This is a genomic window from Rhodobacteraceae bacterium M385 (genome assembly GCA_025141835.1).
Taxonomy (GTDB): domain Bacteria; phylum Pseudomonadota; class Alphaproteobacteria; order Rhodobacterales; family Rhodobacteraceae; genus Gymnodinialimonas.
The window spans coordinates 3,234,535-3,248,123 of sequence record CP081102.1 but is presented as its reverse complement, the minus strand read 5'-3'; the positions used below and the strand labels follow the sequence as shown (position 1 = coordinate 3,248,123).

13 protein-coding genes are annotated in these 13,589 nt (G+C 60.2%); all 13 read left to right on the top strand.

What is annotated here, in order from left to right; genetic code table 11:
• The first annotated feature begins 150 nt into the window (after nucleotides 1-150).
• Genes K3728_15925 through K3728_15865 form a run of 13 tightly spaced genes read left to right on the top strand, consistent with a single transcriptional unit; the run spans nucleotide 151 to nucleotide 13,587 of the window.
• Nucleotides 151-1,677, top strand: coding sequence for a carboxypeptidase M32 (locus K3728_15925; protein UWQ95159.1), 1,527 nt, complete (start codon nucleotides 151-153; stop codon nucleotides 1,675-1,677).
• A 17-nt stretch (nucleotides 1,678-1,694) separates the two neighbouring features.
• A complete protein-coding gene (locus K3728_15920; GenBank protein ID UWQ95158.1) occupies nucleotides 1,695-2,897 on the top strand; it encodes a pyridoxal phosphate-dependent aminotransferase in 1,203 nt (400 codons plus the stop codon).
• Nucleotides 2,898-2,909: 12 nt separating this feature from the next.
• Nucleotides 2,910-3,401 (top strand): VOC family protein, encoded by a 492-nt coding sequence (locus tag K3728_15915; protein UWQ95157.1) that lies wholly within the window; start codon nucleotides 2,910-2,912, stop codon nucleotides 3,399-3,401.
• Entirely contained in the window at nucleotides 3,398-4,396 is a 999-nt protein-coding gene (locus K3728_15910; protein UWQ95156.1) for a succinylglutamate desuccinylase/aspartoacylase family protein, read from the top strand. Before K3728_15915 ends, K3728_15910 begins: the two co-directional genes overlap by 4 nt.
• Before the next feature lie 27 nt (nucleotides 4,397-4,423).
• Nucleotides 4,424-5,335 (top strand): polysaccharide deacetylase family protein, encoded by a 912-nt coding sequence (locus K3728_15905; protein UWQ95155.1) that lies wholly within the window; start codon nucleotides 4,424-4,426, stop codon nucleotides 5,333-5,335.
• Nucleotides 5,332-5,817, top strand: coding sequence for an ureidoglycolate lyase (locus K3728_15900; GenBank protein UWQ95154.1), 486 nt, complete (start codon nucleotides 5,332-5,334; stop codon nucleotides 5,815-5,817). The genes K3728_15905 and K3728_15900 overlap by 4 nt, the downstream gene beginning before the upstream one ends.
• A 38-nt stretch (nucleotides 5,818-5,855) precedes the next feature.
• Nucleotides 5,856-6,758, top strand: coding sequence for a dihydrodipicolinate synthase family protein (locus K3728_15895; protein UWQ95153.1), 903 nt, complete (start codon nucleotides 5,856-5,858; stop codon nucleotides 6,756-6,758).
• Nucleotides 6,755-7,687 (top strand): NAD(P)-dependent oxidoreductase, encoded by a 933-nt coding sequence (locus tag K3728_15890; protein ID UWQ95152.1) that lies wholly within the window; start codon nucleotides 6,755-6,757, stop codon nucleotides 7,685-7,687. The genes K3728_15895 and K3728_15890 overlap by 4 nt, the downstream gene beginning before the upstream one ends.
• Nucleotides 7,684-8,724 carry a Gfo/Idh/MocA family oxidoreductase gene (locus K3728_15885; GenBank protein ID UWQ95151.1) on the top strand — a complete coding sequence of 347 codons (1,041 nt, stop codon included), beginning with the start codon at nucleotides 7,684-7,686 and terminating at the stop codon, nucleotides 8,722-8,724. The genes K3728_15890 and K3728_15885 overlap by 4 nt, the downstream gene beginning before the upstream one ends.
• On the top strand, nucleotides 8,721-9,803 hold the full coding sequence (locus K3728_15880; protein UWQ95150.1) for a Gfo/Idh/MocA family oxidoreductase: 1,083 nt from the start codon (nucleotides 8,721-8,723) through the stop codon (nucleotides 9,801-9,803). The genes K3728_15885 and K3728_15880 overlap by 4 nt, the downstream gene beginning before the upstream one ends.
• Nucleotides 9,803-10,513, top strand: a complete 711-nt coding sequence (locus K3728_15875) for an SDR family oxidoreductase (GenBank protein ID UWQ95149.1) — start codon at nucleotides 9,803-9,805, stop codon at nucleotides 10,511-10,513. Before K3728_15880 ends, K3728_15875 begins: the two co-directional genes overlap by 1 nt.
• Nucleotides 10,510-11,862: a M20/M25/M40 family metallo-hydrolase gene (locus K3728_15870; protein UWQ95148.1), complete on the top strand. Its 1,353-nt coding sequence runs from the start codon at nucleotides 10,510-10,512 to the stop codon at nucleotides 11,860-11,862. Before K3728_15875 ends, K3728_15870 begins: the two co-directional genes overlap by 4 nt.
• A gap of 51 nt (nucleotides 11,863-11,913) precedes the next feature.
• Nucleotides 11,914-13,587 carry a peptidase M14 gene (locus K3728_15865; protein ID UWQ95147.1) on the top strand — a complete coding sequence of 558 codons (1,674 nt, stop codon included), beginning with the start codon at nucleotides 11,914-11,916 and terminating at the stop codon, nucleotides 13,585-13,587.
• The last annotated feature ends 2 nt before the right edge of the window (nucleotides 13,588-13,589 follow it).

The following is a 13,589-nucleotide window of genomic DNA, read 5'->3' as shown; positions in this document are numbered from 1 at the left end:
ACTTCCTTGCCATCAGTAGATTGTCGACATTGTACTTGTTCAAATGAGATACACGAGCAGGTTAGATAGTCAACACCCCGTATCGACGACGTTGCCGCCTGAAAGGTGGGACCGTTTCGCAAGCAACATCCGAGTGGAGAGCACCCAAAAATGAGTTACGCTGGATTGATCGAAGTCACCGGTCGTGTGAACGATTTCTTGAATGCCGGATCGGTCCTGTCGTGGGATGCACGAACGATGATGCCAAAGGGCGGGGCAGCGACTCGGTCCAAGCAATTGGCCACCTTGGCGGTCGCTGCGCGTAACCTGCTTTGCTCGGACGAAATGAAGCGCGCCCTTGATGGGGCAGAGGCGGAAGTCGCTGGTAAGCCCGATGATAGCCCTGAGGCACGGATTGTTGCGCAGGTGCGTGAGGCGATTGGGTATCACGAACGCATCCCGGCAGAGCTGCTGCGCCGCAAGACGGAGCTGGGCTCTGCCGCTCATGAGGTTTGGGCAGAGGCGCGTGAGAAGGCTGACTTCTCTATCTTCGCGCCCGCGCTGACCACGATGGTCGATATCAACCGCGAAATGGCCGAGGCGCTTGGCTATGAAGACCACCCTTATGACGCGCTGATGTATCGGTTTGAGCCCGGCACGACGACAACAGGCCTCACCAAGCTGTTCGGGCGATTGCGCGAAGGTATGATCCCGCTGATCCGCGCCATTGCAGAGGCCGAAAAGCCCCGCGCTGAATTCCTCTACCGTGATTTCCCAGAAGATGCGCAGATGGATTTCGCGCTGAATATGGCCAAGAAGATTGGCTACGACACGGATCGCGGCAGGCTCGACACCACGGTTCACCCCTTTGAAGTCTCTTTCACCCGTAATGATGTGCGTATCACGACACGGGTGAACAAAAACTACATGCCTATGTCGCTGTTCGGTGCCCTGCACGAAGCAGGCCACGCGATGTATGAGCAGGGCGTTGATCCTGCCTATACGCGCACACCGCTCGCCACCGATCTCATCAGCCTTTATGCCGTGGGTGGCGTCAGCTTTGGCGCCCATGAGAGCCAGTCTCGCCTTTGGGAAAACCATGTTGGGCGTAGCCGCGGCTTCTGGAAAAACCACATGGGCGATATCCGCGCCGCGTATCCCGGTTTGCTGGATGATGTGAGCGAGGAAGAATTCTACCGCGCCGTTAACCGCTCGGAGCCATCGTTCATCCGCGTGGAGGCGGATGAACTGACCTATGACTTCCACGTTATGGTGCGGTGTGAGCTAGAGGCCAAGATGGTTGACGGCTCCCTAGAGGTCGCGGACCTGCCCGAGGCATGGAACGCGGCAATGAAGGAATACCTTGGCGTCGATGTGCCCAATGACGGGCAAGGCGTTTTGCAAGACGTGCATTGGTCGTCGGGCCAGATCGGGACGTTCTGCAACTACACGATCGGCAACATCATGGCGGCGCAGTTGTTTGATACCGCAACCAGCACCAAGCCCGAAATTCAAACGGCCCTCGACAATGCGGACTACACGCCGCTGCGTGAATGGTTGACCGACAACGTGGCGCAACACGGGCGCCGGTTCTCACGCGATGAACTGTTGGAGAAGGCTACCGGGCGCACACTCGATCCCGAACCCTACATCGCGCATCTCACCAAGAAATACTCTGAAATCTACGCGCTGGCTTAAGCGAGAAGGATACCATCATGACCACACCTAATTCCGCTCGCCTTGCGAACCGCGTGAAGCTTTCCGACGGCGCCTTGATCACCAAGATGCTGGATATCGCGGAGGGGCTTGATGACGTCATCAAGCTTGGCCGCGGCGACCCGGATCTGGATACGCCCGACCATATCATCAAGGCGGGCCAGGACGCGTTGGCCAATGGGGCCACGCATTACACGCACCCCTTGGGCATTCAGCCGCTGCGCGAAGCAATTGCGGACAACATTCGCACCTATGGCGGTGCTGATTACGCCTCCGATGAGATCATGGTTACGCCCGGTGGCCAGCAGGGCATGTTCATCATCGCGCTGTCGCTTCTGAACCCCGGCGACGAGATCATCGTGCCGTGCCCCGGTTACAACCCTTATGGTCAAGCCGCTGAAATGGCCGATGCCAAGGTCGTTCAAATCCCCATGACGATGGAGACGAACTTCACCCTGACCGCAGAAATGGTAGAGGCGCATATCACGCCGAAATCCAAGATCCTCGTGCTGATCAACCCCAACAACCCCACGGGCTCTGTCACGCCGCCCGATGAGGTGCGAAAGATCGCGGAAGTGGCGAAGAAACACGACCTTATCGTGATCTCGGACGAGATTTATGCGCGTCTGACCTTCGGCAATAATACCGTGCTGCCGGTCGCGTCTTTGCCCGACATGAAAGAGCGCACGATCACGCTGTCGGGTTTTTCCAAGGCCTACGCGATGACGGGTTGGCGCATCGGATATCTGGCCGGGCCACGCGATCTGATCATGCCGATGTCCGAAGTGAACCACGCCTTCGCGATCTCGACCGCTGCCGTGTCGCAGCACGGCGCATTGGCGGCAATGACCGGCTCACAGGATTGCGTGGAAGAGATGCGCCAAACCTATGACGGGCGGCGCGCGGCAATCTGCAAGGGGCTCGATGCCATCGGCATGAGCTACGCCGAACCGCAGGGTGCGTTCTACGTCTATGCCAATGTCGCAAGCCTTGGGCTCGGCATCACCGCGGGGGCGTTTTGTGAACGGCTTTTGGCCGAGGGCAAAGTGATGATGTACCCCGGCACCATCTACGGCGACCACACCGATGACTTTGTGCGGATGTCGATGACCCAACCTGTCGACCGCATTGAAATCGCCATGCAACGCATGGCCGCCGTCGTGGAAAGCTTCCGCGCCGAGCAAACCGAACCTGCTGAGTAAGGACCTCCTCCCATGACCGTAAAATCTGACAACCCGAACATTAAAAGCATCAAGCACATGGCCTTTGCGGTCAGCGATGCCGAAAAAGCGCTGGCGGCATATTCGCAGTTCCTGCACGTCCCCAAGGATACCGAGATCACCCACTTCGCCAAGTCGGGCAACAAGGTGGCTTTGTTCTATCTGGGCGGGATTGAATACCAGCTCTGCCAATCGACCGAAGCTGACGGGCGCTTTGCCACCTGGATCAAGCAGCGCGGCGGCGAAGGCCTTCACCACATCTGCTACGAGGTCGACAACATCGACGACGCGCTGGAACACGCGAAGTCCCAGGGCGCTGATCTGCGGATCTGTCAGGCCTGCGGTGTCTACGGCTCGCACGCGCATCCCGAAGGATGGGTCGCGTTCCTTGATAACGACGCAGGCGGGATCGAGATCGAATTCATGCAGGTCTACACGCCCGAGCAATTGGCCGAGTGGGAAAACAGCAAGGCAGAAGCAGTATGAGCACGACAAGCAACGAAAGCGTCACCGTAGGCTCCGCCACTGCGGCTCCGGGTGAAATCAAGCGCGGCGCGATTGCCGCCGGTGATCTGGCGGGCGGCGTCAAAGTCGAAATCCCCGTGGTCGTTATCAATGGCGCGGGCGCAGGTCCGACGTTCTGGGTCAATGCCGCGATACACGGGGACGAGCCCGAGGGGCCTTTGGCCTGTGCCTTGGCTTCCAAGCGCATTGATCCGGCCAAGCTGAAGGGTGCTGTGGTTTTGGTGCCGTGCGTGAACCCGCTGGCGTTCTCGGCGGCGGAACGGGGCAACCCGCTCGACACGTTCACCTACGACATGAACCGCATCTATCCGGGCAAGCCTGATGGCTATTTCTCGGACCGCGTGGCCCACGCCCATTGGGAAGCCATGAAGGACGTGGCCGATCTGGAAATCTCGATCCATTCAGGCGGTGCCCACAGCTTCCTTGATAAAGCGATCTTTGTGGATGAGCGCCCCGAAAGCGTCGAACTGGCCAAAGCCATGGGCGAAGGGTGGGGCTGCATCATGTCCAACTTCACCAAGTCCGGCAGCCCCATGGCCGCGATGAATAACGCGGGCAAAGTCGGCATCACGGTGGAGCTTGGCGGTCGGTCCTATACCTCGCCTGAGCGGTTCCGTTACGTGGGCGAAGAGCTGGCGAAATCCATCGTCAACATCTGCTACCACTACGAGATGTTGGACGGGCAGGCGACCTATCCCGACGATGCAACCAAAGGCCAGCAAGAGGCACTTCTGGCGCCCGCATCCGGCATCTTCCTGCCAGAGCCGGGCGTCGATTTCCTGACGATGATGAACAAAGGCGACACGATTGCCCGGATCATCAACATCTTCGGGGATGAAGTGGGCGAGTTGAAGGCCCCCGCCGACGGCATGTTCTTCGGCCTGCGCGCCTTGCCCAACGTGAACCAAGGCGACTGGTGCTGCTTCTTCAACAAGGTGGAGGGGCCTCGTGACTAAGCATTACCCCTCCAATGGTGAGCGCTCATGAACCGGGCGCGTGATCTTGTAGGATATGGGGCCAACCCGCCCGATATCACCTGGCCCGGTGGCGCGCGCCTTGCCGTGAACTTCGTGCTGAACGTCGAAGAAGGGTCCGAATACTCCATCGACGATGGGGATGGCCGTTCCGAGAGCGCACTAAGCGAAGTTCGGGCCTCTCGCATCCCGGCGGGTTCACGGGACTTGGCAGCTGAATCGATGTATGAATACGGCAGCCGCGTTGGCTTCTGGCGCATCCATGATCTGTTCCGGGACCGCGGGTTGCCGTTGACGATCTTCGCCAGCGCCATGGCTTTGGAACGCACCCCCGATATTGCCGCTGCAATTGCGGCGACGGACTGGGATATTTGCGCCCATGGATATCGGTGGGTGGAGCAATATCACCTTGATCCAAAAACCGAGGCAGATCATGTGGCCCGCGCCCACGATAGCCTGCTGAAAAGTGTCGGGCGGGCGCCACGCGGGTGGTATTGCCGCTACTCTGCCTCCACCGCGACACGCGGGATCGTGGCCGCCCATGGGGGGTATGATTACGACAGCGACGCCTACAATGACGATCTGCCCTATTGGGCAGAGGTAGAGGGCAAGCCGCATCTCATCGTGCCCTATACAATGGTAAATAACGACGCGAAATTCCTTGCAGGGGACGTCTTCTCACCCCGAGATTTTTCCGACTTTCTGATTGATAGCTTTGACGTTCTGCGGGCCGAGGCCCAAACGAAGCCGAAGATGATGTCCGTGGGGCTTCATAGTCGGATCATCGGCCACCCCGGCCGTTTCGCAGCACTTGTTCGCTTTTTGGATCACATCGCGCAATGCCCAGATATCTGGGTGTGTGGCAGGGGCGACATAGCGGACTATTGGAAACAGAACGTACCGGCAGGGCCTGCTCAATGACGGGCCTTGTTGTCACGCTTCAGCCGCCTGATCCAGTCGCCTTCGCGCCGTTTGGGCAGTTCGTGACAGCCCCCGATCAACCGGGCAAACGGCAATTCTACAGCGAAGCCTTGCATCCCCGCAGCCCCAGCAGCGCACCGGTGCTCCATGTCAACCACGTCTTGCCTAAGACTTTTCCAATTGAGGTCAGCGGGATTGAGCGTCATCCCCACGCCGCGCAATGCTTCTTCCCTATCGACGTCGCTCGATACGCCGTCATGGTGATGCCCTCGGACCAGACGGGCGCGCCGCTTCTGGACCAAGCCCGGGGGTTCATGGTGCCCGGCACGATGGGGGTGATCTACAACCGCGGCGTCTGGCACCTTGGCGCAACAGTGTTAGAGCGCACGTCCCATTTCGCGGTCCTGATGTGGCGCGGTGGGGCGCAGCAAGACGACGACTTCCTCACAATCGACCCGATGACGCTGGTGGAGCCTCTCTGAGGTCTTCGCGCGTCCCATAATCTTGAAAGCTACTCAACATGAGCACTCGCAAAATTGAACTCTTTGTGCCTGCGATCACGCCCTTCGCCTCGGACAACTCGGTTGATACCGCGCGTTTTGTGACAAACGCGAAAGCGCTGTTGGCCAATGGTGCCCACGGCTTGGCCCCGTTTGGCACCACGAGCGAGGCGAACTCTCTTTCCGTGGCCGAACGAATGGCGGCGCTAGAGGCCCTGATCGACGCCGGAATTGACCCGGCACAACTGATCCCCGGCACCGGTTGCTGTAACGCGGCCGACACGATCGCCCTGTCGGCCCATGCCACCAAGTTGGGATGCCGAGGTGTCCTGATGCTTCCGCCATTCTACTACAAAGGCGTCAGCGATGCGGGTGTCTTCGCGGCTTATGCCCAAGTGATCGACGCCGTGGGCGCGGGCCTGCGCGTGTATCTCTATCACATTCCTCAAATGACGGGCGTGCCGATCACTCTGCCGCTGATCGAGATGCTGCTGGAAGCCTACCCCGATGTCATTGCCGGGTTGAAAGACAGCTCTGGCAGCTGGGAAAACACAGCCTCTGTCATCGAAGCCTTTCCGCAGATTGACACGTATTCCGCCTCGGAATCGCGCATCCCTGACAATGTCGCGGCCGGCGGGGCAGGGTGCATCAGCGCCAGTTCCAACGTAAACCCCAAAGGCATCCGTGCGCTGATTGACGGGTTGAACGGAGCCGATCACGCCGCCTTGCACGATCAAGTCAGCGCCGTGCGCACGATCTTTGAGAACGTGCCTCTGATCCCCGCAATCAAAGCCGCCGTTGCGGCGCAAATGGATGATGCGGAATTCGCCCGTGTGCGCCCCCCCTTCATGGCCGTTGGTGCCGAGCATTCGGAGGCTATCGCCGAAGCGGTGCGCATCGCAGGGGAGCAAACCCGGGCATGAGCGATGGTGCGATCCTTGTGACGGGCGCGGGCGGGTTTGTCTGTTCCGAGATCGTCTTGGCGCTGCACCGGGCCGGGCGCAAAGTGATTGCCGTCGATCAAGCCTTCGACGCTGCAACACGGGCGCGTCTGGCGGGCATAGAAATGGTCGAGGGCGCGCTGAGCGATGCCACTCTCGCGGCAATTACAGAGCCGCTATTTGCCGTCATCCATGGCGCGGCCATCACCGCCTCGCCGGAGCGGTTGGCGATATCCAACGCAGCGCACATACGCCGGAACATGGACGTGTTGACGGCGACGCTCGACTTCGCCCGCAACACCGGGGCCGAGCGGTTCCTGTTCGTCAGCTCCATGGGTGTGTTTAATCCCGACGATGCCCCCATCACCGACGGGCTATTCACCGAGGCCACAAAACCCACGGCGACCTGCACCTATTGCGCAGCCAAGCACGCGGGTGAGTTGCTGGTCCAATCCGCCCGGGACGACAGTTTAGCGACCCTTAGCCTAAGGTTGGGCAATATCACTGGCCCCCATGAGGCTGTGCGCGAAACCCGGCAACACCTTTGCCTCGTGGCCCGAATGGTGGCCGATGCGCAGGCTGACGGGGTCATAACCGTTCACACGCCAGATGCGTTGCGCGAATGGGCTTGGTTGCCGGACTTGGCAACCGCAATCTCCGGGTTGGTTACTGATACGCCGTGGGATGGCCCGACCGTCATACACGCCGGAACGCCGCCGACGATCACGGACCTCGATCTGGCCCGTGCTGTGGCGGATCGTATTACGGGCACGACCATCCGCCTCGCCAGCCCGCCCCACGCGCTGATCCGCCCGCCCATGGGCAGCGATGCTACGGCGTTGCGCGGCGTGAATTGGACAACAATGGAGGGTGTCTTGGACAACCTTATCCAAGCGGAGGCGCTTCAATGAGCCCCATTCGTTTAATCATCGTGGGCCTCGGTGCCCGGTCCCGGACCTGGGTACAGGTTGCGATGGCCAACCCCGACATCGAGATTGCGGCGCTATGTGACCCCGACCCTGCCGCCCGCGCCCGTGCCGCCGAGGCGTTTCCCGATGTGCCCATTGGCGCGGATATCGCCGAGATCATTGGTACCGCCGCCGATGCCGTTCTGCTTTGCACTCCACCCGGGAATCGCGACGCCCAGATCGAAGCCTGTTGCGCCAACGGCCTTGCGATCCTTGCGGAGAAGCCCCTGTCCGATAGCGTCGTTAGCGCCGCGCGGTTTGTGGACATGGCTGAAGAGGCCAACGTGCCGCTGATTGTGGGCCTCAATTTTCGCTATCTTGCCGTGACCCAAGCGATGCGGAACCTTCTGCGCGATGGAACCATCGGCAAGCCCGAGTTCGGGCGCTTCATCTATGAGCGCTGGCGCGATGGCACGCAGGATTGGTTGAATTCCTACCCGCTGACGATGGACCATCCGATGCTGTGGGAACAATCGATCCACCACTTCGATCTAATGCGTTACGTCTACGACGCCGAACCCGCCTACATTCAGGCCCATACCTTCAACCCTAGTTGGACGATGTACGAGGGCGATACCAACGTGTCCGCCCTGATCGCGTTCGAGAATGGGATGCGCGTGAATTACCAAGGCACATGGCAATCGGGCCATGAGCCGATGAACTTCAACTGGCGCACCGATGCATCCGAAGGGATCGTGGTGCAGCGCGAGATGTTCGGCGATCTGGCCTATGCCGAGCGAATGGATGCCGAGCTGACGGAAATTCCGCTGCCTGAACATAAGGCGTGGATCACCGATGCCACCGCCTTGCTGGCGTCGTTCGTGGATACTCTTCGCGGCACCTCTGCGCCCGAATGCACGGGCCGCGACCACCTGCAATCATTGTTCATGTTGGAGGCTTGCATCCTTGCCTCTGACCGCCGCGCGACCGTCTGGATCGACGAAGTCCGCGCTCTTACAACCTCAAAGGAGTTAACATGATTAACGTCGGCATCATTGGCGCGAGCTTTGCGCGCGACGCATATCTTCCTGCGTTCGAACATATCCCCGGCGCAAAAGTCGTGGCGCTGGCCTCGGGCCGGATCGAAAGCGCCAAGGCGGCGGCCGAACCTTACGGGATTACGGCGGTCTATGATGATTGGAAGAAGATGCTGGACGAGCACGCGCTTGATCTGGTGTGCATCGCGACACCCACGGTCATGCACGCGCCCATGGCGCTGGCGGCGATTGCCAAGGGCGCCCATGTCCTGTGCGAAAAACCCACAGCGATGAACGCAGGTGAGGCGCGGCAAATGCTGGACGCGGCACGCAAGGCCAACCGTCTGCACATGATCGACCACGAGTTGCGCTTCAACCCAACCCGTGCCCGCATCGCCGAGCTGATCCACGGCGGCGACTTGGGTGATATCCGCCACGTCAATATCACCAACATCGGCGCGTCATGGGCCAACCCGGCCTCGCGTCCTAAGGGCGATTGGTGGTCCGACGCCGCCATGGGTGGAGGCCGGATGGGGGCCAATGGCTCGCACCAAGTCGATATGCTGCGCTGGTGGTTGGGAGAGCCGACTTCCGTGATCGGGCAGGCGCTGACGATCATGCCGGATCGGGTCTGCAAGAACACCGGAGAGGCGTGGACTGCCACCTCCGACGATCTGTCCCACATGACGCTGGAGATGAAATCAGGCGCGCTGGCGCAGATTTTCATGAGCGGCGTCGCCGCCGCCAACATGGGGAACGAGACGCAAGTCTTCGGCAGTAAAGGCACCATCACGCTGTCCAACAGTGATGAGAAGCTTTACTTCGCCAAGGCCGGTGAAAGCTTCAAGGATATCAGCGTCGACGATCCCAACGCCTCGCTTGACGGGCTGAACAAAGGCATCTGGAACGTCTCGGTTCTGGCCGCTCTGCAAGAATTGTGTGGCGCGATTGCTGAGGATCGCGGGCTGGCCCGTGGGGCCAGCTTCGTGGACGGGCTGCGCAACCAGATGGTGGTGGACGCGGTCTTTGCCTCGACGAAAAGCCGGAAGTGGGAAGACCTCGACATGGACGGCGCTGTCTGATGCCGGCGTTATCGGATCAGAGGGTTGTGATTACCGGGGCCGCGCAGGGCCTCGGGGCAGCCATCGCCCGCGTGTTTGCGGGCCTCGGCGCGGACCTCGTGTTGATGGATGTGGATGCAAAGGGTTTGGCAGCGGTCAATGCGCAACTCGCAGATACGGCCACCGTAATCGCCGTCGATCTGGCTGATGCGTCCGCGACCGAGCGTGCCATCGCGGCACTCCCCGGTCCGGTAGATACGCTGATCCACAACGCCGCTATTTTGCGCCCGGAGCCTCTGGAAGAGGTCAGCCTAGCGACCTTTCAGGCAACGATGGACGTGGGCATTCAGGCTGCGTTTCAACTGTCCAAAGCCGTTTGGCCCACAATGAAGGCCAGCGGCGGCGCGTTGATTTTCGTGTCTTCGCAATCGGGGATCAAAGGCTTTGAGGATGAAACCGCGTATTGCGCGGCGAAACACGCGCTTGAAGGGTTCTCCAAATGCCTCGCCATGGAGGGCGAGGGGCAGGGGATCGTGTCGTGCACAATCACCCCCGGCAAAGCCATGCGCACCCCCATGTCCGAGCGAAACTATCCCCCCGAATTAAAGGCGCAATGGATCGAGCCAGAGGCGCTCGCCCCCGCGTTTGTCCACATTGCCACCTCCCGCGACGCGGCCCTGAGTGGGCAGCGGCTGAACGCGTGGGAATTGTCGCAGGAGCATCCCCTATGAAAGATATCTACGACTATATCGACGCCCATGCCGATGAATTCGTTGCCGATTTGCAAGCGTTTGTGCAGCAACCCTCGATCTCGGCGCAGGACATCGGGCTTCGTGAATGCGCCGCACTGATCCGCGATATGATGCACCGTGACGGCCTTCCGGCGGAGTTCCATGAACTCGAAGAAGGCCCGCCTGTGGTTTACGGCGAAGTGCCGTCGAAATCGAAGAAGACGCTGCTGTGTTACTCCCACTACGATGTGCAGCCGCCCGAACCGATCGAGGCATGGAGCCACGGCGGCCCATGGTCCGGCGCGGTCGTCGACGGCATCCTTTATGGTCGGGGCGCGACCGACAACAAATCGGGTGTTCTGGCATTCAACAAAGCCGCCAAGGCGTTTCTTGCTGTGCGTGGTGAAGTGCCGGTGGGTCTCAAACTTCTTATAGAAGGAGAAGAGGAAATCGGCTCACCCAACCTTGGGCCATGGGCAAAAGCCAACGCCGAGATGCTGGAGGCCGATGGTATGCATTGCCTCGACGGCTCGCTCGAGATCGGGGTGGAAGTGCCGGACGTTTCGCTTGGTCTGAAGTCGGTGCTGTTTGTGGAGCTGATCGCGCGCGGTCCGCGCACCGATGTGCATTCGCTCAACGCGCCGCTGGTCCCGAACCCCGTCTGGGATCTGGTCCATGCGCTAGCCACGATCATGGACCGTGAAAAGAATATCCTGATCCCTGATTGGGCAGAAGGCATCTATGTCCCCAATGACGAGGATATGGGATATCTGGCCGATAAGGCCGCGCGGATCGACTTCGGCATGCTCAAGGATGAAATGGGGGTCGATGAATTCGCCCTTGGCCGCGACGGCGTGGACGCGCTGAAGGCCCGCACCTACGAGCCGACCGCAAATATCCAAGGCATCACCGGCGGCTATACCGGCAAGGGCACCAAGACGATTGTGCCGTCCGAGGCGCGGGTGCGGATGGATTTCCGCCTGATCCCCAACATTTCTCCGGCCAAGGCGATTGTGAAGCTTCGCGATCATCTCAAGGCGCAGGGCTTTGACAATATCGAAGTGAAGGGCGAAGCGCGCACCGAGGAGCCTTACAAAATCTCGGCCCGCGAAGACATCTCGGTCTCGATCATCGCCGCCGCTCATGAGGTCTACGGGGAGCCGCCGATTGTAAACGGAGTCTCTGCCGAAGGGGCGATCCTGAAACATGTGTGGATTCCCTGCGTGCTGACCGGCTTCGCCAACCCCGGCTGTAACCTCCATGCGCCGGACGAGAACATTCACGTCGATAAATACATCCAAGGCATCAAATACGCTGCCGCCATTATGGAACACTTTGGCCGCACCTAAGCGCCCAGTTGCGGCCCCGCCGCGATCCGAACTGCTGAAAGGACCACGGTCATGACCGTCAATATCGCCTTCGATACCTACTACAATTACGAACAGATGACCGCGCATCTAAATGCGCTGGCCGATGCCTATCCCAAGTTGTGCACGCTGACCTCCATTGCAAAAAGCTTCCGCGGCCGGGACGTCTGGTTCATGACGATCACCAACCCTGATACCGGCCCCGCGCTGGAAAAGCCCGGTTTCTACATCGACGCGCAAATCCACGCCGAAGAACACGCCACCAGTGCCACAGCGCTTTATGCGTGCTGGTATCTGCTGACCAAATACGGCGAGGATGAAGAGGTGACGCGTTTGGTCGACACCCAAGTGTTCTACATCATCCCGCGCATTAACCCTGATGGCGCAGAAAACGCGATGACCGCGCCCTATCATCCGTGGTGTGGCAACGGGCGCTTCTTGCCCGGCGAAGACCGGATTGAGGGGCTGATCCCGCAAGACATCACCGGCGACGGCTACATCGTGCAGATGCGCGTGCCCGACAGCAAGGGGGAATGGAAATGCGACGAGGTGAACCCCGACATCATGGTTCAGCGCGAACCCGGTGAAGAGGGGGGCGAATACTTCCGTCTCTATCCAGAGGGCATGATCCGCAATTACGACGGCGTCCACGTGCATATCGAGATGCAGGAAGACGGCAACATGAACCGTAACTTCCCGACCAACTGGACACCGCAGGAATACGGCGCGGGGGAGTATCCGTTCTCGGAACCGGAAACGGCGGGCATGCGTCAGGTCATTCTGGACCATCCCAACATCACTGGCATGTGCGCCTATCATACTCACGGCGGTATCATTCTGCGCCCCTCTATGTTGCAGCTTGATAGCGAGATGAGCCCGCCCGACCTGTCGCTCTACAAGGCATTGGGCGAGGTTGGTGAACGGCTAACAGGCTACCCCACGATCTCGGTCTATGAGGAGTTCACGCCCGATAAATCCAAGGCCCGTCACGGCACTTTGACCGACTGGACCTATGAGGAGATGGGCATCATCTCGTTCGGGACGGAATTGTGGGATTTGGAGCGTACGGCGGGCGTGCCGAAAGAGGGGTATTACAACCTCGGCCCACGGGACGCGGCGACACAACGGTTGGTCCATGACTGGGTGGTGGAAAATGTTGGCGACCACGGCTTCCGCCCTTGGACGAAGTTCGATCACCCACAGCTTGGCCCGATCGAGGTTGGCGGCATGGTCTACATCTGGAGCTACCGTAACCCGCCCGGCAAACTGCTGGAGGAAATCTGCCACAACAACGTGTTGTTCAACCTGCGCCACGCTGCCGCCGCGCCGCAAATCGCCATTGATAGCGTAACGGTGGAGCCCTTGGGCGCAGACTTGCACCGCGTCACGGCAGTGGTCTCGAACCACGGGTACCTGCCCACGAACCTTTCTGACGTTGCCGTCAAGAACGGCGTGGCGAAGCCCGTGACGGTTGGGTTGCAGTGCGAGGGTGCCGAGTTGGTGATGAACCCGGCCGACGTGAAGCTCGGCAATCTGGCCGGACGCAACGAGCGTCGCTATGCCTACTCCAACTGGGGTCAGCAGTGGTCGCCCGTCACCAAGAAGACGGAGTGGTTGGTCAAGGCCACAGGGCCGGACGCCCAGATCACGGTTGAGGCGATTTCCGAAAAGGGCGGCGCGTGCCGAACCACGGCAAAACTGGGCTGACA